This is a genomic window from Nitrincola lacisaponensis (assembly GCF_000691225.1).
GTDB lineage: Bacteria > Pseudomonadota > Gammaproteobacteria > Pseudomonadales > Balneatricaceae > Nitrincola > Nitrincola lacisaponensis.
Genome location: NZ_JMSZ01000015.1, coordinates 117,064 through 143,962 on the forward strand (window position 1 = coordinate 117,064; position 26,899 = coordinate 143,962).

Annotated in this window: 24 protein-coding genes and 1 other RNA gene; 21 read left to right on the forward strand and 4 right to left on the reverse strand. The window is 52.8% G+C overall.

Going from position 1 to position 26,899, the window contains the following annotated elements:
• The first annotated feature begins 34 nt into the window (after window positions 1–34).
• Entirely contained in the window at window positions 35–667 is a 633-nt protein-coding gene (locus ADINL_RS02870) for a glutathione S-transferase N-terminal domain-containing protein (protein WP_036543763.1), read from the forward strand.
• 30 nt (window positions 668–697) lie between these two features.
• Complete coding sequence (locus ADINL_RS02875) at window positions 698–1,171, forward strand: ClpXP protease specificity-enhancing factor (RefSeq protein WP_036543764.1); 474 nt, start codon at window positions 698–700, stop codon at window positions 1,169–1,171.
• 78 nt (window positions 1,172–1,249) lie between these two features.
• Here ADINL_RS02875 and ADINL_RS02880 read toward each other — a convergent pair whose 3' ends face one another.
• The 4 genes from ADINL_RS02880 to ADINL_RS02895 are packed head-to-tail and all read right to left on the reverse strand — an operon-like array spanning window position 1,250 to window position 4,583.
• On the reverse strand, window positions 1,250–1,816 hold the full coding sequence (locus ADINL_RS02880; RefSeq protein ID WP_036543766.1) for a BON domain-containing protein: 567 nt from the start codon (window positions 1,814–1,816) through the stop codon (window positions 1,250–1,252).
• Window positions 1,817–1,821: 5 nt separating this feature from the next.
• Window positions 1,822–2,409, reverse strand: coding sequence for an SIS domain-containing protein (locus ADINL_RS02885; RefSeq protein ID WP_036543767.1), 588 nt, complete (start codon window positions 2,407–2,409; stop codon window positions 1,822–1,824).
• Between the two features lie 23 nt (window positions 2,410–2,432).
• A complete protein-coding gene (locus ADINL_RS02890; RefSeq protein ID WP_036543768.1) occupies window positions 2,433–2,783 on the reverse strand; it encodes a YraN family protein in 351 nt (116 codons plus the stop codon).
• Window positions 2,784–2,786: 3 nt separating this feature from the next.
• Window positions 2,787–4,583, reverse strand: coding sequence for a penicillin-binding protein activator (locus ADINL_RS02895; protein WP_036543769.1), 1,797 nt, complete (start codon window positions 4,581–4,583; stop codon window positions 2,787–2,789).
• 34 nt (window positions 4,584–4,617) lie between these two features.
• On the opposite strand from ADINL_RS02895, the gene rsmI reads away from it, so the two are divergent.
• The 19 genes from rsmI (at window position 4,618) to secA (ending at window position 26,887) form a co-directional block, all read left to right on the forward strand.
• Window positions 4,618–5,460, forward strand: a complete 843-nt coding sequence (gene rsmI, locus ADINL_RS02900; RefSeq protein WP_036543770.1) for a 16S rRNA (cytidine(1402)-2'-O)-methyltransferase — start codon at window positions 4,618–4,620, stop codon at window positions 5,458–5,460.
• Window positions 5,461–5,506: 46 nt separating this feature from the next.
• Window positions 5,507–5,861: RNase P RNA component class A (gene rnpB, locus ADINL_RS15830), an RNA gene on the forward strand.
• A 269-nt stretch (window positions 5,862–6,130) separates the two neighbouring features.
• Entirely contained in the window at window positions 6,131–6,583 is a 453-nt protein-coding gene (gene mraZ / locus ADINL_RS02905) for a division/cell wall cluster transcriptional repressor MraZ (protein ID WP_036543771.1), read from the forward strand.
• Window positions 6,584–6,617: 34 nt separating this feature from the next.
• A complete protein-coding gene (gene rsmH / locus ADINL_RS02910) occupies window positions 6,618–7,556 on the forward strand; it encodes a 16S rRNA (cytosine(1402)-N(4))-methyltransferase RsmH (RefSeq protein WP_036543775.1) in 939 nt (312 codons plus the stop codon).
• Complete coding sequence (ftsL, locus tag ADINL_RS02915) at window positions 7,553–7,924, forward strand: cell division protein FtsL (protein WP_204368188.1); 372 nt, start codon at window positions 7,553–7,555, stop codon at window positions 7,922–7,924. The genes rsmH and ftsL overlap by 4 nt, the downstream gene beginning before the upstream one ends.
• A complete protein-coding gene (locus tag ADINL_RS02920; protein ID WP_036543777.1) occupies window positions 7,921–9,633 on the forward strand; it encodes a peptidoglycan D,D-transpeptidase FtsI family protein in 1,713 nt (570 codons plus the stop codon). The genes ftsL and ADINL_RS02920 overlap by 4 nt, the downstream gene beginning before the upstream one ends.
• On the forward strand, window positions 9,630–11,126 hold the full coding sequence (locus tag ADINL_RS02925) for a UDP-N-acetylmuramoyl-L-alanyl-D-glutamate--2,6-diaminopimelate ligase (protein WP_036543779.1): 1,497 nt from the start codon (window positions 9,630–9,632) through the stop codon (window positions 11,124–11,126). Before ADINL_RS02920 ends, ADINL_RS02925 begins: the two co-directional genes overlap by 4 nt.
• The gene (locus tag ADINL_RS02930; protein ID WP_036543781.1) at window positions 11,123–12,505 is read left to right on the forward strand and encodes a UDP-N-acetylmuramoyl-tripeptide--D-alanyl-D-alanine ligase; all 1,383 of its coding nucleotides are present in this window, start codon (window positions 11,123–11,125) and stop codon (window positions 12,503–12,505) included. The genes ADINL_RS02925 and ADINL_RS02930 overlap by 4 nt, the downstream gene beginning before the upstream one ends.
• Window positions 12,505–13,587: a phospho-N-acetylmuramoyl-pentapeptide-transferase gene (gene mraY / locus ADINL_RS02935; RefSeq protein ID WP_036543783.1), complete on the forward strand. Its 1,083-nt coding sequence runs from the start codon at window positions 12,505–12,507 to the stop codon at window positions 13,585–13,587. The genes ADINL_RS02930 and mraY overlap by 1 nt, the downstream gene beginning before the upstream one ends.
• Before the next feature lie 12 nt (window positions 13,588–13,599).
• Window positions 13,600–14,952 carry a UDP-N-acetylmuramoyl-L-alanine--D-glutamate ligase gene (gene murD / locus ADINL_RS02940; protein ID WP_036543789.1) on the forward strand — a complete coding sequence of 451 codons (1,353 nt, stop codon included), beginning with the start codon at window positions 13,600–13,602 and terminating at the stop codon, window positions 14,950–14,952.
• Window positions 14,949–16,166: a putative lipid II flippase FtsW gene (gene ftsW, locus ADINL_RS02945; RefSeq protein ID WP_239644322.1), complete on the forward strand. Its 1,218-nt coding sequence runs from the start codon at window positions 14,949–14,951 to the stop codon at window positions 16,164–16,166. The genes murD and ftsW overlap by 4 nt, the downstream gene beginning before the upstream one ends.
• On the forward strand, window positions 16,163–17,248 hold the full coding sequence (gene murG / locus ADINL_RS02950; RefSeq protein ID WP_036543792.1) for an undecaprenyldiphospho-muramoylpentapeptide beta-N-acetylglucosaminyltransferase: 1,086 nt from the start codon (window positions 16,163–16,165) through the stop codon (window positions 17,246–17,248). The genes ftsW and murG overlap by 4 nt, the downstream gene beginning before the upstream one ends.
• Window positions 17,245–18,693 carry a UDP-N-acetylmuramate--L-alanine ligase gene (murC, locus tag ADINL_RS02955; protein ID WP_084154365.1) on the forward strand — a complete coding sequence of 483 codons (1,449 nt, stop codon included), beginning with the start codon at window positions 17,245–17,247 and terminating at the stop codon, window positions 18,691–18,693. The genes murG and murC overlap by 4 nt, the downstream gene beginning before the upstream one ends.
• Window positions 18,690–19,649 (forward strand): D-alanine--D-alanine ligase, encoded by a 960-nt coding sequence (locus tag ADINL_RS02960; protein WP_036543794.1) that lies wholly within the window; start codon window positions 18,690–18,692, stop codon window positions 19,647–19,649. Before murC ends, ADINL_RS02960 begins: the two co-directional genes overlap by 4 nt.
• A gap of 1 nt (window position 19,650) precedes the next feature.
• A complete protein-coding gene (locus ADINL_RS02965; RefSeq protein WP_084154366.1) occupies window positions 19,651–20,469 on the forward strand; it encodes a cell division protein FtsQ/DivIB in 819 nt (272 codons plus the stop codon).
• Window positions 20,456–21,727: a cell division protein FtsA gene (gene ftsA, locus ADINL_RS02970; RefSeq protein ID WP_239644323.1), complete on the forward strand. Its 1,272-nt coding sequence runs from the start codon at window positions 20,456–20,458 to the stop codon at window positions 21,725–21,727. The genes ADINL_RS02965 and ftsA overlap by 14 nt, the downstream gene beginning before the upstream one ends.
• 62 nt (window positions 21,728–21,789) lie before the next feature.
• Complete coding sequence (gene ftsZ, locus ADINL_RS02975; RefSeq protein WP_036543797.1) at window positions 21,790–22,941, forward strand: cell division protein FtsZ; 1,152 nt, start codon at window positions 21,790–21,792, stop codon at window positions 22,939–22,941.
• An 82-nt stretch (window positions 22,942–23,023) separates the two neighbouring features.
• A complete protein-coding gene (gene lpxC, locus ADINL_RS02980) occupies window positions 23,024–23,938 on the forward strand; it encodes a UDP-3-O-acyl-N-acetylglucosamine deacetylase (RefSeq protein ID WP_036543800.1) in 915 nt (304 codons plus the stop codon).
• 210 nt (window positions 23,939–24,148) lie between these two features.
• A complete protein-coding gene (gene secA / locus ADINL_RS02985; protein ID WP_036543801.1) occupies window positions 24,149–26,887 on the forward strand; it encodes a preprotein translocase subunit SecA in 2,739 nt (912 codons plus the stop codon).
• Window positions 26,888–26,899: the final 12 nt, after the last annotated feature.

A 26,899-nucleotide genomic window follows, 5' to 3' on the forward strand; every position in this document is an offset into this window, starting at 1 on the left:
TTTATGATCCCCCTGTAATAAACGAGGTAACTCAATGGGAGTGGTAGCTAAACGTTCTTCCATGACCTTCTTCTCAGACGGTGATGATCATTACAGCCATCGTGTCCGTATCGTGTTGGCTGAGAAGGGTGTTGCAGTTGATATTGTTGACTGCAAAATTGATGATCTGCCAGAGGATGTGGCTGGTTTGAATCCTTATAACACTTTGCCGACTCTGCTTGATCGTGAGCTGGTCCTGTATGAGCCAGGTGTTATGATGGAATATCTGGACGAGCGCTTTCCGCATCCGCCGTTGTTGCCGGTATATCCGGTTGCACGTGCTGATAGCCGTTTGTTTATGTACCGTATCCAGCGTGACTGGTGTGGCTATGCAGATACGCTCCTGGCGGGTACAGCTGATCCGGATCATCTGGAGTTTTGTCGCAAGGAATTGCGAGACAGTCTGGTTTCGATAGCGCCGATATTTGCTGAAAAACCCTTCTTTATGAGTGATGAGTTTACTCTGGTAGATTGCTGTATCGCACCGTTGCTTTGGCGTCTGCCCATAATGGGTATTGAACTGCCAGCGGCACAGTGTAGTGCGTTGCTGTCTTATATGAAGCGTCTGTTTGAGCGTGAGTCATTCCAGGCCAGCTTGTCTGAAGCTGAAAAAGAAATGCGTGATTGATCACTCAGATTAACCTTCGGTAGAGATATTATGAGCCTCACTCCCAGTCGTTCCTATCTGCTTCAGGCACTGCATCAGTGGATGACGGATAACGATTTGACACCTCATCTGGCAGTCGATGCCCGACTCCAGGGTGTAATTGTTCCAGATCAGTTCAGTCGTGATGAGCAGTTGGTGCTGAATGTCAGTTATTCGGCTGTGCAGCATCTGGTTATCGATCAGGAAGGGGTTTCATTTAATGCCCGGTTTGGCGGCGTACCAATGAATGTTTTTATTCCGTTGGCTGCAGTGCTGGCTATTTATGCGCGTGAAAATGGTCAAGGCATGGGATTTGGTATGGAGCCGGGTGCTGAAGTGCTGATGCAACAGGCTGATCAGCCTGTTTCGGATGTGCCAACGCAATCTTCTGGGCCTTCAACCGGGCCTGTCTCGGTTAAGGGTGGCGCTTCGAAGGCAGCTAAAAAGTCGACGAAGTCAAAGCCCAGTCTGAAAGTGATCAAATAATAAAAAGAGCGGCCAGGCCGCTCTTTTTTTATGTGCGGAATCTGCTGTGTACCATCAGCTGTAGTCCATGCAGATCTGTCAGATATATTCAAACACCTTGACGATGCGGTTAATGCCGACGATGTTGCGCACGACTTCCACGGCGACTTCGCCTTCATGGCGGGTGACCAGCCCCATCAGATAGACTGTGCCGTTTTCGCTTACCACTTTGATGCGCATGCCATTGGTGCGGTTGTCTGCCAGCAGTTGTGCTTTGACACGTCCAGTCAGGTAGGTATCGTTGGCACGAATCATCATTGATGTAGGGCCTGCGATTTCGAGTTCATTATGAATCTTGCGAACTTCACGTAGCTGACTGACAACTTCAGTTGCTTCCTGCTTGGTGCGTTCATCCGGTACCTGTCCTGTCAGCAATACCTGACCGTTAAAGCTGTTAACGCTGATATTGGACTGCGACAAGGCCTGTGAGCCCTTGTTCAGATTGACCTTAGATTTGAACTCAATTGAATTGTCTTCAATATAATTACCCAGTGTGCGGCGGCCTTCATTCTCTTCAATCGGTGTCTCCCGGGTTGAACTGACCAATGTTGAACAGCCGCTCAGTGTAAAAACCGACAGTAGCAGTAACAGGGTAAGTTTTTTCATGGGGTTCAGGCTCCAAATAGTTGAAAATCAATCAAGTCAGCCAGGCTGTGTAATACCAGTAGCTGTGCATGATGAACCAGAATCTCATCATCACAGGGAATACAGAGCTCTGTTTCATCCGGGCGCAGCAGCGCCGTCATATTACCACCGTCTGCGCCTGTGAGTGCAATCACTGTCATTTCACGATCATGTGCTGCCTGAATAGCCTGCACCAGGCTGGCAGCACGACCATTGGCGGAAATGGCGAGCAGTATGTCGCCAGGCATACCAATTGCCCGGATTTGCTTGGAGTAAATGTCGGCAAAGCCACTGTCTTCGGCAATCGCACTCATTGCAGCACTGTCTGCATTCAGTGTGACCACAGGAAGTCCGGGTCGTTCATGGCGAAAGCGGTTAATCAGTAATGCGCCAAAGTGTTGTGCAAGTGCACCGGATGCGCCATTGCCGACACAGAGGATCTTATGCTCTGATATCAGGCAGTGCAGGATCTGCTCACTGGCCAGGGCGATAACAGGGGTAAACTGTTCTATCGTCTGGGCGTTAACCTCCATCGATTGATGAAACTGTTGAATGATGCGGTCTTCAAGCTCCATGGTGCGTATCTCGGTGGCCTGTGTCAGTTCTGAAAGGCGTTACGATACCATAAAGGAATGTCATTGCCTTCATACGCTATGACATCGAAACGGCAAGGGTGTTTTGACCAGGCAGGATTAGCTGCCAGGAAATAACGGGCTGCTCGCAATAGTTTGCGCTGCTTGCGCCAGTCTACGGAGGCTGCAGCGCCGCCAAATGCGCGCGTGTTGCGTTGCCGGACTTCGATAAAGATCAGGGATTCGCCGTCCGTCATGATGAGGTCGATTTCACCCAGCCTGCAGCGCATGTTGCGTTGTATTAGTTGCAGGCCCTGGGTTTCGAGCCAGTTTTCCGCATTACGTTCGGCGTCCTTGCCGAGGCTATGTCTGTCCATGAATTACTCCGTAATGAGTTGAGGTACTCCGTTAATGAATTGTGCCCAGCTCAGCTCTCTGATAAGCCGACGATTATTGCCAAGCTTCAGAATGCCGGTTTCTCCTTGAATGCCTTTCTGATGACGAAGCAATTGAGGAAGTTGCTGGCTGATCAGATAGGTATCTGCGCCCAGAGCATAGAGTTTGCCGATATCACTGTCAGTATCGCTGCGTTTTTCCAGTAGCGCCTGACGTGTAGGGCTGGGCTCTGCCAGGCGCCAGGGCAGGTCAACAAAGGTGATGCCATTCAGGTCAGCATCGCGTGCTGCGCTGGGGTTACCTTCAAAGAGCTGTGAATTGGCCATGACCGGGATTGAGCCGGCAAAGTGATACAGCAGCATTGGGCGAATCAGGCGGGCATCGCTGGCTTCAGTTGCCATGAAAATAACATCTGTTTCGTGTCGAACGTTGACACTCATGCCGCTGCGGGAACGGCTGGGCATTGTGCGTGCGATTTCGGGGTCCTGCATTAGCAGTTGGCGTATCTGTTCCGAGTTGCTTTCCGTGGGGCGAAAGTTGAGGGTGGCGCTGATAGAGCCTCCCTGCTGTTCGAAGGCTTCGCGAAGAAGCTGCTCGAAGCGCTCGCCACTGCGGTTGTTGCTGCGTATCAGCATGGCTGAGCGATAACCCAGCTCAATCGCGCGGCGAGCCATTGCAGTGGCTTCATGATCACTGGACAGGTCGAGCTGTAAGGGTGGGTTGTTGCCTTCCTGTGCAGGATTCAGAGCCAGTACGGTCACAGGGTGTTCCGGGAACTGTGCCAGCTGATTGACAAAACTCCGATCCAGTGGGCCGACAATAAAGTCGGCGCCTTGCACGCGCGCAGCATGAAAAAGCTGTTCAGGTGTGCGGATGTCATCACTGTCCAGCAGGACAACTTCAGATTGATGGCCGCCGGATGTCTGCAGAGCGGTAATGTAGCCTTCAATGATAATTCTGGAAATGTCAGCCAGGTCGCCTTGCAGTGGCAGGAAAAGTGCTGTGCGTTGTGTCATGCCCGGTAGAGGAATCGGGCCCAGGTCTGTAGCGATACGGCTGTCCGTGTCCTGCGGGGGAAGCTCCGCAGCAGGGTGCTGATCCCAGAGTAGTTGCCAGTCAAACAGCTGTTCTTGCTGCTCACCAAAGTCGTCAATGCCCGCCAGCATGGCTGCGCGCTCAAACCAGCCCTGCTCCAGGAAGTTATTGCCTGTATCCTGTGTGGCCTGGCGCAGCGTTGCTGCGCTGGCGCTGCGCAGTGTGGCCCAGATCTGGTTATGCAGGGTTTGCTTCAGTGAGTTGTCTTGAGTCATTTGGCTGGCTGAAATCAATTCACGCGCAGCACTGACAGAGTTGCCCAACTGATTAAACGCATCTGCACGCGCTTGATTCAACTGAATGACCTGCTCGTTGTTCAGATTGGCGGGCAGAGTGCGGAAATCGAGGGTCTGTAGTGCGCGATCTGGTTGTTCCAGTGCGAGTGCCAGTTCAGCCTGTTGCAAGGCAATATCCAGGCCCAGCTCGGCAGGAAGTCTGCGTTTGTCGATAGATTCCAGTATACTGAGCGCTTCTGTTGGTTGCTCCTGGTCTGTCAGACGTTGTGCTGCTTCAGCTCTCAGGCGGGCGGCTTGCTCAGGTGGTGCTGAATGGGCGGCGCTGAGAAGCTGGCGTACTTCGTTATCGTCGGTTGGTGGCGTCATAACCTGTGTAGAGGGCAGGCTGCCACAGGCAGAAAGCAGTAATGCCAGTAGAAGCAGTAGCGGCAAACGGAGTCGCATTGTCATAAACTCATGAATCCTTTAAAAGAGAATAACCTTCATGGCGGAACCGGTTTTGTATGTAATTGCCACCCCGATCGGTAACCTGGGCGATCTGTCAGCCCGTGCGGTATCACTGCTCGGAGAGGTGGATCTGATTGCAGCCGAGGATACCCGTCACACCGGCCGTCTACTAGCCTACTTTAACATTAAATCGACGTTGATTTCAGTCCATGATCATAATGAAGTTGCGCGTGCCGAGATGATTATTGATCAGCTTTCACAAGGCAAGCGCGTGGCCCTGGTTTCTGATGCCGGTACGCCGCTGATTTCAGATCCGGGTTATGCGCTGGTCAGGCGTGTGAGAGAGGCAGGTTATCAGGTTTCTCCGGTACCAGGTTGCTGTGCATTTGTTGCAGCCCTGAGTGCAGCGGGCTTGCCATCAGACCGCTTTATGTTTATCGGTTTCCTGCCTGCTCGACGTCAGGCACGGCTGAAAAGCCTGGAGGAGCTGGTGGGGCAGAGTTGCACGCTGGTGTTTTATGAGTCAACGCACCGTATTCTGGATAGCCTGCAGGATATGATTGAGGTGTTTGGTCCGGCGCGTGAGGCGGTGGTGGCGCGGGAGCTGACGAAAACCTTTGAAACCTTCAGGCAGGGTGCTCTTGCTGAGTTACTGGCGTGGATGCAGGCTGACAGTAATCAGCAAAAAGGTGAATTTGTGGTATTGGTGCGTGGCGCTGAGCCAGTAGTGCCGGATGATGAGTCGGTTGATCCGCGTAGTGAAGCGGTGCTGCGTTTGTTGGCAGATGAGTTGCCACCTAAAAAAGCGGCCGCACTGGCTGCGCAGATTACCGGTGTGCACAAGAAGCGACTCTATGAGCTGCTGTTGCAGCGCTCGTAAGTGATAAGGCTTGCACTTCGGCTTTTTCCTGTTATTCTGCGTCGCGGGAGTCTGCCGGACAATCGCTGTCCTGCATGCAGGAGAGAGGAAAGTCCGGGCTCTACAGGGCAGAGTGCCAGATAACGTCTGGGCGGCGTGAGCCGACGGAAAGTGCAACAGAAAGTATACCGCCTAAGGGCTCTTCGGAGTCACGGTAAGGTTGAAATGGTGCGGTAAGAGCGCACCGCGTGGGTGGTAACACTCCACGGCGATGGAAAACCCCACTCAGAGCAAGACCAAATAGGGATCCTTCAGGTGTGGCCCGCACTGGATCCGGGTAGGTTGCTTGAGGCCAGTGGTGACGCTGGTCCTAGATGAATGATTGTCCCCGACAAAACCCGGCTTACAGGCAGGCTCCCATCTTCCTTGTTTGCTTTTCTGCTTTTTTGATATCGATTAAAAAATCTTTCAGCTGTATGTATATACAGTTCATCTTGTTGTTTCTATTTAATTTATTGATTCGTGGATGCTTCTTGAGCGCCGATCTGTCGATAGGCTGATTTTGTTGCTTGTGCAGGCAGTATCAGACCGCCCGTACCGCCTTGCATTGCCTGGGGTTACTCACTATAGTGTGCAATGGTGGGTGAAAGTGGTTAAAAGTGGGTAATTTTGGGGAAAATCAGTGGGCATCATGTTCCGCGGTGTGAATCCAATCAATCTTGATGCAAAGGGGCGCATGGCGATCCCGGCCCGCTATCGCGAGATGATTGCCTCTCATTGCAGTAATCAGATGGTTGCCACGATCGACACTGAGTCCCGTTGCTTGTTGTTGTACCCGCTACCTGAGTGGGAAGAAATTCAGGCTCAGATAGAGGCCTTGCCAAGTTTTAATAAAGTTGCACGACGCATCCAGCGCCTGTTAATTGGTCATGCAACGGATTTGGAGCTGGATGGTAATGGCCGGTTGTTGTTGCCAGCGAGCCTGCGTGAGTATGCCGGGCTGGATAAGAAAATTGTTTTGTTAGGACAGGGACGCAAGTTTGAAATCTGGGATGAGGCTCAATGGAGTGCGACCCGGGATGAATACCTTGACGAGGTTGGCGAAGACACCCTGCCACCGGAAATGTTGGAGCTGTCGCTTTAAGCGGTAGGCTAAACGCAGGTTTACAGGATCTGAAATGAGTCAGGAATTCAGTCACATTACCGTCATGTTGCAGGAAGCTGTTGCCGCTCTGGTAACAGATCCGCATGGCTTTTACATCGACGGTACGTTTGGCCGTGGTGGTCACTCTGCCTTGATTCTGTCACAACTGAGTGAGCAGGGGCGTCTGTTGGCCATCGACAAGGATCCGGTCGCTGTGGCAGAAGCACAACGTCGTTTTGGCAATGATCCACGTTTTATGATTGAGCATGGCGCTTTCAGTGAGATGCAATCTTTCGTTGAAAAATGTGGTATGGCTGGGCAGGTGACTGGCATATTGCTGGATCTTGGCGTCAGCTCACCGCAGCTGGATGATCCTTCTCGCGGGTTCAGTTTTCAGCAGGATGGCCCGCTGGATATGCGTATGAATACCACTGTCGGTGAAAGCGCTGCAGACTGGATTAATCGTGCAGCAGAAACTGAAATTGCCGATGTGCTGTTTCATTATGGCGAAGAGCGCTTTTCACGACGTATGGCCAAAGCCATTGTTGAGGCGCGTGCGCAGGCTCCTATCACTACAACAGCTCGTCTTGCCAGTATTATATCCGCAGCCAATCCGCGCTGGGAAAAGGGTAAAAACCCGGCTACGCGTGCTTTTCAGGGTATTCGAATTCATATAAATCGAGAGCTGGAAGAGATCGAATCCTGTCTGGATCAGGCCCTGGAAATCCTGGCGCTATCTGGCCGTCTGGTAGTGATCAGTTTCCATTCACTCGAAGACCGAATCGTGAAGCGCTTTATCCGCCGGCATGTGAAAGGAGATGAGCACCTTCCAAGTGGTGTGCCTTTTACTCAGGCCATGCTGAATCAGCGTTTGAAAAATATTGGCAAGGCTGTCAAGGCCAGTGCGGCAGAGGTGGATGTCAATCCACGCTCGCGCAGCGCTGTGATGCGCGTGGCGGAGAAAAGCGCGTGACGCTCAAGGCAATGTTTGCCAAAGCCAGAGCTGCGAAAGCGGCTCAAGGGAAAAAAACTGTACCGGAGGATGTTGAAGCCTATATCGACCATGCAGAGCTCTATCGTCCGTTGATGATTTTGCTGGTGCTGATTCTGGCGATACTGGTTTCTGCGTTGACAGTTGTAAAGGCGGCCTATGACTATCGCCGCTTGTTTAACGATCATCAGGTGCTGGTGCATCAATGGGATGAACTGCAGGTTGAGTGGGGGCAGTTGTTGCTGGAGCAGAGTACCTGGGGTGGTCATGGTCGTATTGAAAGTGAAGCTGAAACCCGATTGCAGATGCGGGTACCTAAAGCGGATGAAACCGAGATAATCCGAAAATGAATGCCAAAACAGAACAGACACAGATAACAGCAGCTAAAAGCTGGCGCATGTGGGTTGTGTTTCTCCTGCTCGGCCTGGCTGTGGCTGGAATCTTGGCAAAACTCTTGTCTCTCTATTGGACTGATCAGGCATTTCTGCAGAATCAGGGGGATGCCCGTACTATCCGTACCATGCTGATTCCTGCGCACCGGGGGGTAATCACCGATCGTAATGGCGAGCCGCTGGCTGTGAGTGCACCGGTCGCCAGTATCTGGGCAGATCCCAAGTATATTGATTTGCAACATCCTTACCTGAGCCGTCTGGGACAACTGCTGGAAATTCCGCACGGCACATTACTGGATCGGGTGGGTAGTCATCCTGAACGACGCTTTATTTATCTGCGTCGTCAGGTAACGCCTGAAGTGGCAGAAGCGGTGCGTCTGCTCGGTATTCCAGGTATTAACGTTGATCGTGAGTACCGGCGTTTCTATCCTGCGGGGGAAGTGACTGCTCACTTGGTGGGGTTCACCAATGTTGATGGTGAGGGCCAGGAAGGCATGGAGCTGGCGTTTAACGAGTGGCTGAGTGGGGAGCATGGCAGCAAACTGGTGATGCGTGATCGAGTCGGACGTACGATCCGGCATATTCGGTCTATTCAGGATGCACGTCAGGGAAATGAGCTGCAGCTGAGTATCGATCTGCGTTTGCAATATATGGCCTATCGTGAGCTGAAAGCCGTTGTTGAGGCTCACCAGGCAGATGCAGGGTCTGTGGTGATTCTGGATACGCACACGGGTGAAGTGTTGGCGATGGTGAATCAGCCGTCTTATAACCCGAATGACCGTAGTCGTCTGGAACCTGCTGCGTTGCGTAACCGGGCCATGACTGACTTGTTTGAACCGGGTTCGACAGTGAAGCCTATGACGGTGGCTGCCGCCTTGATGACTGGCCGCTACACCCCGGACACAGTGGTCAAAACCTCACCCGGTACCATGCGTGTACGTTCAGCCACTATCCGCGACTTCCGTAATTATGGTGATCTCTCTTTGACCGGCATTATTACCAAATCCAGTAACGTGGGTACAGTGCGACTGGTGATGGATATGGAACATGACCGGTTGCCAAGGCTGTTGCAGAATCTGGGCTTTGGGCAACTCAGTCAGACAGGTTTTCCGGGTGAGCGTACAGGGCACTTGCCGGATCTGCGTGAACGTCAGGTGGTTGAGCGTGCCACCATGTCCTATGGTTATGGGCTGTCTGTGACACCCTTGCAGCTGGCACAAGCCTATATTCCGTTTGCGTCGGACGGGGTGCTGTACCCCGTTTCGCTGCTTAAAAATGAACAGGACAGTGCGGGTGTTCGGGTGATGCCGCCGGGGGTTGGTAATCAGGTACTGAATATGATGGAAACGGTGATCGGGCCAGAAGGGACCGCCCGTCGTGCTGCGGTTGAAGGTTATCGGGTCGCCGGTAAAACAGGTACGGTGCACCGTATTGGTGGTGGTGGTTACAACCGTGAAGAATATACAACTGTATTTGCAGGTGTTGCGCCGGTATCGGATCCGCGCCTGGCAATTGTAGTGATGGTCGATAACCCCAAGGGACGGGAGATTTATGGTGGCGAAGTGGCGGCTCCAGTGTTTGCCCGTGTTGCCGCTGGCGCCTTGCGTTTGCTGAACTTGGATCCTGACCGTTGGCCTGAACCCCGAAGACAGGTGGCTGGACGATGAATGCTGTACGTTCTGATTTGCCGAGTTTAAAAAGTCTGTTGCCGGATTATCCTGATGTGCCGGAGCAGTTGCTGATCCGTAATCTGGTGCTGGACCATCGAGATGTGCGCGCCGGTGATCTGTATATCGCGCGCTCAGGATCGCATCATAAGGGCGCGGATTTTGTTATTCCTGCAATTCAGGCCGGTGCGTCGGCGGTCTTGATGCATGCCCATGAATACCATGAGGGGCTGGATATCTACGCAGACTGGATTTTTCCGGTGCCGGACCTAAATCAACTGGCCGGTGAAGTGATCAGCCGTTACTACCATACGCCATCTGAGTCCATGCGTGTGATTGGTATCACCGGTACCAATGGCAAAACATCATGCAGTCATTTTATTGCACAGGCGTTGAATCTGTTAGGTGAAAAAACAGCTTTGGTTGGCACAATCGGGAACGGTTTTCCGGGTGCCCTGGATCGCTCCAGTCATACAACCCCTGATGTACTCACTGTTCACCAGTTGCTTGCTGGCTATCAGCAGGCCGGTGCCGAGGTGGTTGCGATGGAGGTATCCAGTCATGCGTTGGACCAACAGCGTACAGCAGGCGTACATTTCAGTCAGGTAGGCTTCACCAATTTGACGCGTGACCATCTGGATTATCATCAAAGCATGGCAGCCTATGCTGCGTCGAAGCGTCGTTTGTTTGAGCAGCCGGACGCCATACAACTGCTAAATCTGGATGATGAGTTTGGTCGTGAACTGGTGCTGCAAGGTCGTGCTCTGGGACGTGATGTGGTCAGCTATTCACTGCTGGATACCGCCGCTGATATTCATGTGAAGCATTCCGAGTTGCATGATGAAGGTATGAGTTTTGCTCTGGCGACCCCCTGGGGGGAGGTGAGTGCCACTTCTTCACTGATTGGTCGTTTTAACCTGAGTAACCTGTTATTGACGACGGCCTCATTGGGGCTGGCAGGCTATACGCCCGTGCAGATGAGCCGTGCTTTGTCACAGGTGAAAGCGGTGTGTGGTCGTATGGAAAAGGTATCGGAGTCTGGTGATCCTTTGGTACTGGTTGACTATGCACATACCCCGGATGCTCTGTTGCAAACTCTGTCTGCTTTGAATGAACACCGCAAATCCGGCAGCCGGATCATCTGTGTGTTTGGTTGTGGTGGTGATCGTGATCAGGGTAAACGGCCGATTATGGCTCAGGTTGCCAGTGGCCTGGCAGATCAGTTGGTGATTACCAGTGATAACCCGCGTAGCGAAAACCCTGAATTGATTATTCGTCAGATTCAGACAGGTGTCAGCAGTCAGCAGACACCACTGATTGAGGTGGATCGTGCCGCGGCGATTCGTGTCGCGATTGAAACAGCTGGTCCGCAGGATATCGTGCTGATTGCCGGAAAAGGACATGAGGATTATCAGGAAATTGCGGGCGAGCGCTTTTCGTTCAGTGATCAAGCGGTGGCCAGAGATGTGTTGCAGCAGAGGAGGTCAGTATGATCGGTGATTGGACGCTGGCCGTGGCAGCTCAGGCAATCGAAGCAGAAGTGCCCTCGCAGGTACAACCTGATCTGCACATTGTTCGCATCTGTACTGATACGCGTCAGGTGAAGCCGGGTGACCTGTTTGTCTGTCTGCGTGGCGAGCATTTTGATGCACATGACTTTTTGAATCAGGCGCGTGAAAAAGGCGCTGTTGCCGCTGTGACTGAGCGTCTGGTTGACGACCCGCTGCCACAATTGTGTGTCAATGACAGTCTGATTGCGCTGGGTCGTCTGGCAGCATTGAATCGTAACCGTTTTGCTGGTCGAGTCGTGGCGGTAACGGGCAGTAGCGGTAAAACCACTGTCAAAGAGTTGCTGGCGAGCATGCTCTCAACTCAGGGAGCGACGCTCTATACCCAGGGTAATCTGAACAATCATATAGGTGCGCCGCTGACACTTCTGCAGTTAGAGGCATCGCATCAGTTTGCCGTGATTGAACTGGGTGCCAGTGCCGAAGGTGAAATCGACTACACCGTTCATCTGACTCAGCCGCATGTGTCTGTGCTGAACAATGCCTGTGCAGCACATATCGAAGGCTTCGGCAGTTTGCAGGGTGTTGTCAGAGCCAAATCTGAAATATTCAATGCCTTGAGTGATGAAGGCGTAGGCATCGTAAATCTGGATGATCCACATGCAGATTTCTGGCGAGAGAAGCTGGATAATATGCGCCGCGCCTATCTGACTTTTTCCGCTCACAATCCCGATGCCGATGTTTGGGCCAGTCAGGCTCACGCGGATGCTGCCGGTGCCTGGGGATTCCGACTGAACTATCAGCAAGAGCAGGTGGCTGTGCAGCTGCGTTTACTGGGTCAGCATAATGTTGCGAATGCAGTAGCGGCGACGGCTGCCTGGTTAGCACTGGGGCTGCCTTTGCGTGAGGTGAAAGCCGGACTGGAGGCTTGTGAAGCAGTCAAGGGGCGGATGAAACCGATTGCATTGCCATCAGGCTGGTTGATCGACGACAGCTACAATGCCAATCCACAGGCAATGCAGGTTGCAATTGATTATCTGGCGGCGCGTCCCGGACAACGCTTGCTGGTGTTAGGGGATATGGCTGAATTGGGCGCAGAAGCTGAAGCCTTGCACCATCAGTTGGGCCACTATGCGGCTCAGGCGGAACTGGATGGTCTCTATGCGACCGGACCTTTGATGCGCCATGCAGTTGAGTCTGCCAGACAGTCAGGTCTGGCCGCCTGGCATTTTGAACAGCAGAGTGACCTGATCGAGGCACTCAAACAGAGGCTGAGCGAACCGATGACCTTGTTGGTTAAGGGTTCACGCAGTGCGTTAATGGATAGAGTGGTCAGCGCTCTTCAACAAGGGGATGCTCAGTAATGTTGTTACTGTTAACAGAATATCTGACACAGTACTTCTCGGCTTTTTCGGTGTTTCGATACATTACCCTGCGCGGTATTCTGGGCGTATTGACCGCTTTATCGATTTCGTTGCTGCTCGGACCTTATCTGATAAATCAGCTTCGCAGTCGTCAGATAGGCCAGGCTGTCAGAACCGATGGACCACAGTCACACCTGAGCAAATCCGGTACACCCACCATGGGTGGCGGATTGATTTTGCTGGCAATTGCCGTGAGTACGTTGCTCTGGGGGGATCTCAGTAATCGCTATGTCTGGATCACCTTGTATGTGCTGATTATTTTCGGTGCTGTGGGGTGGGTCGATGACTGGCGCAAAGTGATTGAGAAAAACCCCCGGGGTTTGCCCGCTCGCTGGAAGTATTTCTGGCAGTCCGTAGGCGGTTTTGGTGCGGCGATCCTGCTTTACATGACAGCCCAGAGCCCGGTTGAAACCCAGTTGATCGTGCCGTTCTTCAAAGACGTGATTATCGACATGGGCATTTTCTTTATTGTATTTACCTACTTCGTCATAGTCGGCAGCTCCAATGCGGTGAACCTTACGGATGGTCTGGATGGTCTGGCGATTATGCCGACGGTGATGGTGGCAGGTGCGCTGGCAGTGTTTGCCTATCTGAGCGGCCATGTGCAGTTTGCCAACTATCTGCATATTCCTTATGTCGCAGGCTCTGGTGAGCTGATTATCATCTGCGGTGCCATCGTGGGTGCGGGCCTGGGGTTCTTGTGGTTCAACACCTATCCCGCACAGGTCTTTATGGGTGATGTCGGAGCCCTGTCTTTAGGTGCTGTCTTGGGGGTGGTTGCCGTGATCGTGCGCCAGGAGCTGGTGCTGGTCATTATGGGAGGCATTTTTGTACTGGAAACCGTGTCGGTGATTCTGCAGGTTGCCTCCTATAAATTGACCGGGCGGCGTATTTTCCGCATGGCACCGATTCATCATCATTTTGAGTTAAAGGGTTGGCCAGAGCCGCGCGTCATTGTGCGTTTCTGGATTATCAGTGTTGTACTGGTCCTGATTGGACTGGCGACACTCAAGCTACGCTGACGGGAGCTGCTAGTGACGCTGATCGCAACGGATACACTTCGCATTATTATCGGTCTGGGACAGACCGGGTATGCCTGTGCCCGTTATTTGGCGGCACGTGGCTGGCCTTTTGCCGTTGTGGATACGCGTGAGCAACCGCCTATGGCAGCCCAGTTCTATCGTGAATTTCCGCAGATAGAACTGCGCTGCGGTGAACTGGATGCAGAGTACCTGACACAGGCCAGTGAATTGATTCTTAGCCCTGGTGTGGCGAAATCCTCACCGGCTATTCAATATGCATTGCAAAAAGGTTGTCGAGTCATTGGTGATATCGATCTCTTCTGTCGAGAAGTCGATGCGCCGATTGTCGCCATCACCGGCTCCAATGCAAAAAGTACTGTGACCACGCTGGTGGGTGAAATGGCAGAGTCTGCCGGAGTGCGTGTCGCTGTCGGTGGCAATATTGGAACACCTGTATTGGAACTGTTGCAACAGCCACAGGCTGAGCTCTATGTCTTGGAGCTGTCCAGCTTTCAGCTGGAAACCACCCATGAGTTAAGGGCACAGGCCGCGACAGTGCTGAATATCAGCGCCGATCATATGGATCGCTATGCCGACTTGCAGAGCTACTATCTGGCCAAACACCGGATTTATCGTGGTTGCCGCCATGCCATCATCAATCGTGACGATCCTCTGACAGCACCGTTGGTCTCGCAGGGAATGAAAACCCTGAGTTTTGGCCTGTCAGCACCAGACCTTGGCCAGTATGGCATCGCGCAGCAGGAGGGTGGCAATTGGCTCTACCGTGGACTGACTCCTCTGATGCCCGTCACTGATCTGCGTATCAGTGGCGCACACAATATTGCCAATGTGCTGGCTGCATTGGCCCTGGGTGAAGCCGCCGGATTGCCACAAGAGGCGATGTTGTCAGCTGTGCGCCAGTTTGCCGGTTTGAAGCATCGCTGTCAGTGGGTGGCAGAGAAGCAGGGTGTCAGCTTTATCAACGACTCCAAGGGCACCAATGTCGGTGCCACGCTGGCTGCCGTTGAAGGTTTGGGCAAAATGCTGCAACCGGAACAGAAACTGATAGTGATTCTGGGCGGGGTTGGCAAAGAACAGCGTTTTACCGAACTGCATCAGCCATTGAGCAACTATGCGCGCAGAGTGGTGTTGATAGGTCGCGATGCGGCGCTGATTGAAGCAGACCTGGCCGGATTGCCGATCCAGCATGCAGATTCACTGGAGCAAGCTGTTGACGTTGCGGTAGCTGCAGCTCAGCCGGGTGATCAGGTGCTGCTCTCGCCAGCCTGTGCCAGCTTCGATATGTTCCGCGGCTTTGAGGCACGGGGTGAGCGCTTTATCGAAATTGTGGAGGGTCTGGCATGAGCAGTGTTTCACTGAAATCAGCCTGGCCGGCCTTCCTGGATATGCCAGCGGGACGCTTGTCGTTTGATCCGTTCCTGTTGCTGAGCGTCCTGGCGTTGATGCTGACCGGTTTCGTGATGATCGCATCGGCATCCATGGATGTGGCCGCGCGCGACTTTGGATCGCCCTATTTTTTCATTATTCGCCACGGGATTTTCGTTGTTATGGCGATGATGACCCTGGCGATTGTATCTGCAATTCCCATGCGTCTGTGGCAGCAGTACAGTGTGCCTCTGCTAGTGATTGGTGGTGTATCTCTGTTACTGGTGCTGGTGCCAGGTATCGGACGAGAGGTCAATGGTGCGCGCCGCTGGATCAGTCTGGGCTTTTTTAACCTGCAGGTATCTGAGTTGGCGAAGATCTTTATGGTGATCTATATCGCCGGTTATCTGGTACGCCGTTTGTCCGAAGTGCGTTCGACCTGGTCTGGTGTCATGAAGCCGGTATTGCCTCTGTCGGTGTATGTTGGCCTGTTGATCAGCCAGCCAGACTTCGGGGTGACCGTGGTACTGATGTGTACCGTGATGGGCATGGTGTTTCTCAGCGGTATGCGACTGTTTCAGTTCATTATTGTGCTGCTGATCGGGGTCTTGATGGCAGGGTTGCTGGCGGTGACGCAGCCTTACCGTGTGCAGCGTCTGAAAACCTTCCTGGACCCCTGGGCCGACCCTTTCGGAGCCGGTTATCAGCTGTCTCAGGCGCAGATCGCCTTTGGACGGGGTGAATGGTTTGGTACCGGGTTGGGCAACAGTGTGCAAAAACTGTTTTATCTGCCAGAAGCCCATACCGACTTTATCTATTCAATTCTTGCCGAAGAGCTGGGATTGGTGGGGGCTCTGATCGTCATTCTGCTCTATTGCTTCCTGGTTTACCGAATTTTTGTAACCGGGCGGCGTGCTGAAAAACAGCAACAGTTTTTTATGGGTTATGTCTGCTATGGCTTTGCTTTTATTTTCGCCGGACAGGCATTGATCAATATCGGTGTGAACGTGGGTGCTTTGCCGACTAAAGGTCTGACATTGCCGCTGTTGAGTTATGGCGGCAGTAGTTTATTGGCATCAGCCATCATGATTGCGATCGTATTGCGCATAGATTATGAACTGAAACGTGCAACAGTCGAAGGGCAACGAGGGCCTCGACGCACCAGAAAATCAGCCGGGAGAGTAGAGGCATGACCATCAAGCATTCTAAAACTCTGTTGGTGATGGCCGGTGGCACAGGTGGTCACGTATTTCCTGCTCTGGCAACGGCTGATCTGCTGCGTCAGCAGGGAGTGCATGTTGAATGGCTGGGCACTGAACGCGGGATTGAAGCACGTGTCGTACCGGCAGCAGACATCAAACTGAACACCATTCCGGTAGCTGGACTGCGTGGTAAGGGGGTGTTGCGGATGCTGACTGCACCCTTCAATTTACTCAAAGCCACCCTGGCAGCACGTAAGGTGATTAAACAGGTCAAACCGGATGCCGTACTGGGAATGGGCGGATTCGCATCAGGTCCAGGAGGTTTGGCGGCCTGGTTGATGGGAATTCCAGTTGTCATTCATGAACAGAATGCGATTCCGGGGATGACCAATAAGGTGTTGGCACGCATTGCCACCCGTGTATTACAGGCTTTTCCGGGTGCGTTTGCGGAGTGTTCCCCTGAAGACACTCTAGGCAACCCGGTGCGTGGCCCCATTTTAGAGTTGCCTGCTCCCGCTGAGCGTATGGCTGAGCGCGAGGGGCCGATTCGGGTATTGGTTGTTGGCGGCAGCCTGGGTGCGCAAGCCATTAATGAGCGTTTGCCGGAAGCCTTGGCGCAATTGCCAGCGGAGCAGCGCCCCGTGGTATGGCATCAGACCGGACAGACCCACCATAAGGCTACGTTGGCAGCCTATCAGCGTTTGGGTGTGGACGCACAGGTGGTGCCATTTATTGAACAGATGGATGAGGCGTTTGGCTGGGCTGATCTGGTGATCTGTCGTTCAGGTGCATTAACAGTCAGTGAATTGGCAATTGCAGGGGTTGCAGCTGTGCTGGTGCCTTTCCCGTTTGCTGTCGATGATCACCAGACGGCCAATGCACAGTTTCTGGTGGATGCCGGTGCGGCTGAGCGTATTCAGCAGGAAGCCTTGACGGCCGAACGCCTGGTCCAGATGTTACAGCAATTCAATCAACGTGATCGCTTGCTGCAGATGGCACAGCTGGCGCGCAAGCAAGGTAAACCAGACGCTGGTAAACAACTGGCTGAGGTGTGTCTGGAGGTAATGGCATGATTAAAGATTGCAATGCAGGGGTCTATGAAGTGCCAGAGATGCGCCGTATCCGCCAGATACATTTTGTCGGTATTGGCGGTGTGGGCATGTGTGGTATCGCTGAAGTGCTGCTGAACCAGGGTTATCAGATCAGTGGTTCGGATATGCGTGATTCGGTCGTGACCGATCGCCTGGCATCGCTGGGTGCACGTATTACCATCGGACATCAGGAACAGAATGTCGCAGAGGCGGACGTGGTCGTCATTTCCACGGCTGTATCTGAAGAAAACCCCGAACTACGGGCTGCACGCGAACAGCGTATTCCAGTGGTACGGCGAGCCGAAATGCTGGCAGAGCTGATGCGTTACCGCCATGGCATTGCTGTTGCGGGTACTCATGGAAAGACCACGACGACCAGTCTGCTGGCATCAATGATGGCAGAAGGCGGGCTGGACCCGACCTTTGTGATCGGAGGGCGACTGAACAGTGCGGGTACCAATGCGCAGTTAGGGGGCAGTCGTTATCTGGTCGCTGAAGCGGATGAAAGTGATGCGTCTTTCCTGCATCTGCAGCCAATGGTTGCGATTGTCACCAATATTGATGCCGATCACATGGATACCTATGGTGGCGACTTTAACGTACTGAAGCAGACCTTTGTTAATTTCCTGCATAACCTGCCGTTTTATGGTTTGGCTGTGTTGTGTACCGATGATCCGGTCGTTGCCGAAATTCTGCCCCGCGTCAGCCGTCCTGTTTTGACCTATGGCTTTAATGAGGGCGCCGATTTCCGTGCAGTTGATCTGCAGATGGAAGGTTTGAAAACCCACTTCAGGGTTGAACGTCCTGCAGGGCATCAGCCTTTGCAGGTGACCCTGAACATGCCGGGACGACACAATGTGCTGAATGCGCTGGCCTGTATCGCAGTGGCGACGGATGAAGGGCTGTCGGATACAGCGATCTGCCGTGCTTTGGAACGTTTTCAGGGCGTTGGCCGACGTTTCCAGATTCTGGGCGAAGTGCCGGTGCAGGGCGGAGAGGCGACACTGGTGGATGACTATGGGCACCACCCACGAGAGGTGGAAGCCGTAATTCAGGCAGTGCGCGATGGCTGGCCGGAGCGACGTTTGGTTATGGTATATCAACCACACCGCTATACCCGCACTCGTGATCTGTATGAGGATTTTGTCAGGGTGCTGGCAGAGACTGACTTGCTGCTCATGCTGGAAGTTTATCCCGCAGGTGAACAACCTATCCCGGGAGCGGACACCCGGAGCCTGTGTCGTTCAATTCGTCAGCGAGGTGTTGAACCTGTATTTGTTGAATCAGCAGATGATCTGCCGGGTTTGCTGACTACCCTGTTGCGCCCAGGAGACTTACTGTTAACCCAGGGCGCAGGTGATATCACCGCCTTGGCCCACCGTTTGAGCCGGTTGGATCTGAGCGGATCTGAAGAGGGACGCGTATGAGCGATTACAAAATCACAGCAGCTGAGGCCCAGGAGTTTGGGCGTGTTGCCGTATTGCTGGGTGGTGATTCAGCAGAGCGCAGCATCTCGTTGCGCAGTGGTGCCGAAGTATTGAAGGGCCTGTGTAATGCCGGTGTTGATGCATTTGCCATAGATCTGTGTGCCGAGGGGGCTGATCCGGTTGCCCAGTTATTGGCGGCTGAGTTTGATCGCGCCTTTTTGATTCTGCATGGTCGTGGCGGTGAAGATGGCACTTTGCAGGGGTTACTGGAGATGCTGAAAAAACCCTATACCGGCAGTGGTGTAGCGGCTTCAGCACTTGGGATGGATAAGTTGCGTTGCAAACAGCTCTGGATGGGTGCCGGTTTTCCGACACCTGCCTTTGCTGAGCTTCGACCAGAAACTGACTTGGCGGAAGTCGCCAGGACGCTGGGTTTCCCATTAATGGTCAAACCGGTCCATGAGGGTTCCAGCATTGGAATGAGCCGGGTGCTGGATCTGGATCAGCTGAAAGCTGCCTATGCTGAAGCCGCACGTTATGATCATCAGGTGATTGCAGAGCAATGGATTCAGGGCGCCGAGTATACCCTGGCAATTCTGAATGATCAGGCGTTGCCGGTGATTCGCCTGGAAACCACCCATGACTTCTACGATTTCAATGCCAAGTATGAAGCCAATGACACACGTTACCTGTTTGATCATCAACTCAGTGAAGCACGCTATGATGCGCTGAAAACCCTGGCACTGCGGGCATTTCAGGCTGTGGGTTGCCGTGGCTGGGGGCGTGTAGATCTGATGATGGACAGTCAGGGAAATTTTCAGCTGCTTGAAGTGAACACCCTGCCGGGGATGACTGATCACAGCCTGGTTCCCATGGCGGCGCGTGAGGCCGGTATGAGTTTTGCCGAGCTGGTGGTATCCATACTGCGTACAGCTCGTCGGGATCGGGAGGCTTAAGATGAACTTGTCGCTGCCTTGGCTAAAACAGGACACTGCACCGGCTGCTCCGGTACGGGGTGCTGTGGCCGTTCAGCGGCAACCGGCTGCGGTAACGGAAACGCGTGTTGCTCAGCGGGCGGCAATCTGGTTAAGCCTGCTGGGTGTATTTGTGGCGGTGATGCTGCTACTGGCAGACAAAGCTTTGGCCTGGCTGGATCAGCCGGTCAGTGAGGTCAGTATCAGTGGCCAGATTCGCCATCTGGATGGTCAGGCATTGGCTACACAACTGGCACAGGAAATACGGGCTCCCTTGTTGTCGCTGGATGTGCGTCATTTACGCGATGAAGCTCTGGCAAATCCCTGGATTCATATGGCTGAAGTGCGTCGTCAATGGCCCGCGGCTGTGCATGTGGCCGTTGCTGAGCAGGTACCTGTCGCACGCTGGGGGGATCGGGGCTTGTTGAACCATCAGGGCGATATTTTTTGGCCGGATTTGAGTGCCGGATATGATTATCTGCCCAAACTCAACGGGCCTGCACATGAAACGCGAGCCATTATTGCGCAGTACCATGACTTGAGCGTGTTGTTTGCCCGTGCGGGTTTGCGCCTGACCGGATTGACTCTGGAAAGTCGCGGAGCCTGGAATCTGGAGCTGGATAACGGCATTCAGGTCGTCGTGGGCCGGGAGCAATTGATGCCCAGACTCAGGCGTTTCCTGAGTATCTACGAGGCAGAGCTCAGTCAGGTTGCCGCACAGATAGAGCAGGTTGATATTCGATATACCAATGGTGTTGCCGTTCGTTGGCGCACTGAAGAGAGGCAGGATGATGCAGGATAAACGCGCAGCGTCAGATCACAATATGATTGTTGCACTGGATATAGGTACATCCAAAGTGGTGTGTCTGGTGGGTGAGGTCTGTGCCGACGGGAGTATTGAAATCGTCGGTGTGGGTTCTCAGCCTTCACATGGAATGAAGCGGGGTGTGGTGGTCAACATTGAGTCAACCGTGAATGCCATTCAGCGTGCTGTTGAAGAAGCCGAGTTAATGGCTGGTTGTAAAATTCATTCCGTAACCGTCGGAATTGCAGGAAACCACATCAGCAGCCTGAACTCTCACGGTATTGTGGCTGTCCGAGACCGGGAGGTTTCCGAATATGATCTGGAGCGGGTCATCGATGCCGCTAGAGCGGTTGCTATTCCTGCGGATCAGCGCATTTTGCACATACTGCCGCAGGAATACCTGATAGATACGCAGGAGGGGATCAAAGAGCCCTTGGGCATGTCGGGTGTACGCCTGGAAGCCAAGGTCCACCTGGTGACGGGTGCCACGAATGCGATTCAGAATATCGACAAGTGTATTCGTCGCTGTGGTCTGGATGTTGATGCCATCGTACTGGAACAGTTGGCATCCAGCTATGCGGTACTGGCGGAAGATGAAAAGGATCTGGGTGTCTGTATCGTCGATATTGGCGGGGGTACCACGGATATTGCCGTGTTTACTGGTGGATCCATTCGTCATACAGCAGTGATTCCAATTGCTGGCGATCAGGTCACCAATGATATCGCCATGGCATTACGCACACCGACTCAGCATGCTGAGAAAATCAAGATTAAGTACGCTTGTGCATTGGCACAGTTGGCACGGCCTGATGAAACCATCAAGGTGCCAAGCGTTGGGGATCGTCCTGCGCGTGACTTGTCACGTCAGTCATTGGCTGAAGTGGTCGAACCCCGTTATGAAGAGTTGTTTACCCTGGTGCAGGCTGAACTGCGCCGTTCGGGTTTTGAAGACCTGATCGCCGCTGGCATCGTGCTGACAGGGGGTACATCAAAAATGGAAGGTGCCGTTGAACTGGCAGAAGAGATTTTTCATATGCCAGTCAGATTGGCCCTTCCACAGGGCGTCCGAGGTATGGAGTCGTTGCTGAAAAACCCGATCTATGCGACCGGGATCGGATTATTGCACTACGCGAAAGCAGAGCAGAAACCAACCGCAAAAGAGATAGTGCCGGAGATGCGTGAGAAGCGTCTGCAACGGCCCCAGGTCGGAGACCTGGTGAGCCGGGTCAAGGACTGGTTCAAGCGTCATTTCTGAATGAATTGTTTAGCAGGGCAGTGCCGGAAGGTAAAGGCAGGCCTGCCAGGGGAGGATAAAAAATGTTTGAATTGATCGATAATGTACCTCAGGAAGCCGTGATTAAAGTGATCGGTGTCGGTGGCGGTGGTGGTAATGCCGTGCAGCATATGGTGTCAGAGGATCTGGAGGGTGTTGAGTTTATCTGCGCCAATACCGATGCTCAGGCGCTGGAGCGTATGTCGACCCGTGCCTCTTTGCATATTGGCGGCAGTATGACTAAAGGACTGGGAGCGGGTGCTAATCCGGATGTCGGGCGCAAGGCCGCCCTGGAAGATCGGGAGCGTATTGCGGAAAGCCTGCGTGGTGCTGACATGGTATTTATCACCGCCGGAATGGGTGGTGGTACAGGTACCGGTGCGGCGCCTGTTGTTGCCCAGATTGCCAAGGAAATGGGGATTCTGACAGTTGCCGTTGTGACGCGTCCGTTCAAATTTGAAGGGCGCAAGCGTATGACCGTGGCGGAAGAGGGAATACGTGAACTGCGTGACAGCGTGGACTCTCTGATCATTATTCCGAATGAGAAACTGATCGATGTGCTGGGTAAAAACTGCAGTCTGATCAATGCATTCAATACGGTGAATGATGTACTCAAGGGCGCAGTGAAGGGTATTTCTGACCTGATCACCTGCACCGGTATGATCAACGTTGACTTTGCTGACGTGAAGACAGTGATGTCTGAAATGGGCATGGCGATGATGGGGACAGGTGTTGCCAAGGGTGACAAGCGTGCCCAGGAAGCAGCCCATGCGGCTATCAAGAGTCCGTTGCTGGAAGATATCGACCTGCGCGGTGCGCGGGGAATTCTGGTGAATATCACTGCAGGCCTAGATCTGAGCCTGGGCGAGTACAGTGAAATCGGTGAAATCGTGGAAAACTGTGCGGCAGATGATGCGACCGTTGTCGTCGGCACAGTGATTGATCCTGAACTGGATGGTGAGCTGCGTGTAACAGTCGTGGCAACCGGGCTTGATCGTCCTAAAGAAAAAGAGTTCAAGCTGGTGGCCTCTGAAGCCCCCAAAGCGGACGTGCGACAGGAAGAGATTGAACTGCCCTCTGTGCTGCGCCGTCAGAAGCAGGAAGCACTGCTGGATAAGCCAGAGACCCAGGATGGCCGCCGCAAGGACTATGGTGAACTGGATATTCCGACCTTTCTGCGTCGTCAGGCGGATTGAGGTATCAGGGTGGCAGATTGCCTGAAACCAGTAGAGTCTGTTATCATTCTCGTTTGATTTTGATGATAAGCAGTGAGCGGAAATGATCAAACAACGTACTCTGAAAACCAGTATCCGTGCGACCGGCATAGGCCTGCACAGCGGTAAGAAAGTTTACCTGACGTTGCGGCCTGCACCTGTAGACACCGGTATTTGCTTCAGACGTGTGGATCTGGATCCGGTTGCTGAAATACCTGGTTTTGCCATGCATGTGGTTGACACGGTGCTTTCGACCAATCTGTCCGTTGACGGTGTCCGGGTCGCTACAGTTGAGCATCTGATGTCAGCTTTGGCGGGTATGGGGATCGACAACCTGTATGTCGACCTCACAGCTGAAGAAGTGCCGATCATGGATGGCAGTGCCGCGCCCTTTGTGTTCCTGATCCAGTCTGCTGGCATTCAGGAGCAGGACGCGCCAAAGCAGTTTGTCAGGATTCTGAAAGAGGTGAAGGTTGAAGTAGACGGCAAAACCGCCAGCTTCAAACCCTATGAAGGCTACAAAGTCGGTTTCCGTATCGAGTTTGATCACCCTGCCTTTACGGATCGTCATCTTGAATCCAGCCTGGACTTCTCCAGCACATCATTTGTGCGTGAAGTGAGTCGGGCGCGTACGTTTGGCTTTATGCGTGACATCGAGTTCTTGCGTTCTCAGAATCTGGCACTGGGTGGCAGCTTTGATAATGCCATCGTGGTAGATGACTACCGGGTGTTGAACGAAGAAGGCTTGCGTTACGAAAATGAGTTTGTAAAACACAAGATTCTTGATGCTGTCGGTGACCTGTATTTGCTGGGCAAGAGCCTGATTGGTGAGTACTTTGGTTACAAATCCGGACATTATCTGAATAACTTGCTGTTAAGAAAGTTGCTGGAAACGGAAGATGCCTATGAAATCGTCACTTTTGAGGCGGTTGAACAGGCTTCCCCGATTACCTACTTGCGTCCGGCAGCTGCTGTCTGAGTGAACCGGATCAGGCCAACGGCCATCCGAATCAGGCAAATATCCGCAAAAGCCGGCACTGAGTCCGGCTTTTTGCATTTTTATCTGTGCACAGGACTTGAACTCGGGCACCCGGAACTCAACTATCTATAGGAATCACTGTAGAATAGTGCACTGTTTCCGCGTTGAGCGCAGAGCGAATAACATCCAATAGACGGTAAAAGTTGAATTATGCTCACATCACTGTTGAAAAAGGTCTTCGGAAGTAAAAACGATCGTGAACTCAAACGTATGGGTCGCATCGTCAAAGATATCAATGCGCTGGAAGCGCAGATGGAACAGCGCAGTGATGAGGAGTTGAAAGCACTCACAGCGTCCTACCGCGAACGTCATGCTGCTGGTGAAACGCTGACGCAACTCTTGCCGGAAGCCTTTGCTACGGTTCGTGAAGTTTCACGCCGTGTCATGGGGCTACGTCATTTCGATGTGCAGATGATCGGTGGTATCACCCTGCATGATGGCAAAGTGGCCGAGATGAAAACCGGTGAGGGTAAAACCCTGGTGGCCACCCTGCCTGCCTACCTGAATGCCATCAGCGGCAAGGGCGTGCATGTCGTGACCGTAAACGACTATCTGGCCAGTCGTGATGCCGAGTGGATGCGTCCTTTGTATGAAGCTCTGGGGCTGACTGTCGGTGTGATCGTTTCCGGACAGGATAATACCAGTAAGCGTGATGCCTACAGCTGTGATATCACCTACGGTACCAACAACGAATTCGGCTTTGACTATCTGCGCGACAATATGGCTTTCAGCGTGGAAGACAAGGTTCAGCGTGGCTTTAACTTTGCTATTGTCGATGAGGTTGACTCAATCCTGATCGATGAGGCGCGTACACCTCTGATCATTTCCGGTCCTGCGGAAGACAGTTCTGCCATGTATGCGCGGATCAATAAACTGATTCCGAAACTGACCCAGTTCTTTGGTGAAATTGATGTCAAAGATGACACTCAGATCATTGAAGAACACTTCGTCGTGGATGAAAAAAACCGTACTGTTGAGTTGACCGAAGCGGGCCATCAACTGGTTGAAGAGTTACTGCGTGAAGATGGCTTGCTGCAGGAAGACGACAGTCTTTATGCATCAGGTAACCTGAATTTGCTCCACCATGTTCTGGCCGGTTTGCGCGCGCATTACCTGTTTGAAAAGGACAAGGACTACATCGTTCAGAATCAGCAGGTGGTGATTGTCGATGAACACACAGGCCGTATCATGCCTGGTCGTCGCTGGTCTGAAGGTCTGCACCAGGCGGTTGAAGCCAAGGAGGGGGTGAAAATCCAGATGGAAAGCCAGACGCTGGCATCCACCACCTTCCAGAATTACTTCCGTTTGTATCAAAAGCTGGCCGGTATGACCGGTACTGCAGATACAGAGGCGTTCGAGCTGCGGCAGATCTACGGCCTGGATGTCGTGGTGATTCCGACCAACCGTTCAGTGCAGCGTCTTGATTATAACGATCTGGTGTATCTCACGATTGAAGAGAAGTTTAATGCGATCGTTAAAGAAATACGCCACTGCCAGGAAAAAGGGCAGCCCGTGCTGGTCGGTACAGCATCCGTTGGCTCCTCTGAAGTTCTGTCGAAGATGCTGGCGAAAGAAAAGATTGCCCACAATGTATTGAACGCCAAAAACCATGGCCGTGAAGCAAGCATCATTGCAGATGCCGGGCGTCCGGGTGCCATTACCATCGCGACCAATATGGCTGGTCGTGGTACGGATATTATGCTGGGTGGCAAGCTGGAAGCTGAACTGGCTGCACTGGAAGAGCCGACTCCTGAGCAGATTGAAGCAGTCAAGGCAGACTGGCAGCAGCGTCATAACCAGGTGGTTGAAGCAGGTGGTTTGCACATCATCGGTACAGAACGTCATGAATCACGCCGTATAGATAACCAGCTTCGTGGGCGTGCCGGTCGTCAGGGAGATCCTGGTTCATCACGCTTTTTCCTGTCGATGGAAGATGATTTGATGCGTATCTTTGCCTCGGATCGCATTCGTCAGTTTATGCAGGCGCTTGGGATGGACAAGGGTGAAGCCATTGAACATAAAATGGTCAGCAATGCGATCGAGAAAGCACAGCGTAAAGTGGAAGGTCGTAACTTTGATATTCGTAAAAACCTGCTGGAATACGATGACGTTGCCAATGATCAGCGCCGGGTAATCTATGAACAGCGTAATGAGTTGATGGCTACCAATGATATCTCTGAAACGATCAATGCGATTCGTGAGGAGGTGATTGAAAATACCATCAGCGAATTCATTGCACCGGAAAGTCTGGCTGAAACCTGGGATATCGAAGGCCTGGAAAAGGCACTGCAGACCGAGTTTGCCATTGAACTGCCTGTTCAGCAGTGGCTGGATGAAGACAACCTGCTGCATGAAGAACCTCTGCGCCGTCGTATTCAGGAGCAGATTATCGAGCGCTATGGCGAGAAAGAGGCGCTGGTGGGTGCTGAAACCATGCGTTTGTTTGAAAAGCAGGTGATGTTGCAGGTACTGGATACCCTCTGGAAAGAGCATCTGCAGACCATGGATTTGCTGCGTCAGGGTATTCATCTGCGTGGTTATGCGCAGAAAAACCCCAAGCAGGAGTATAAGCGTGAATCCTTCCAGTTGTTCCAGAACCTGCTGGAAAATATCAAGAAGGATGTCGTACGTATTATCAGCCATGTGAAAGTACGTGAACCAGAAGATGTAGAGGCGATTGAACGTCAGCGCCGTGAAGCTGCTGAACGCCAGAAAATGAATTTTGAACACTCACAGGCCAGTGCAATGCAGCCCAACGATTCAGAAGCAGCGGGTGCAGAGGGTGAAAAACAGGAACCGTTTGTACGTGATGTACCTAAGGTCGGGCGTAACGAACCCTGTCCTTGCGGTTCAGGTAAAAAATATAAACAATGCCACGGTAAAATTTAAGCGTACCGATAG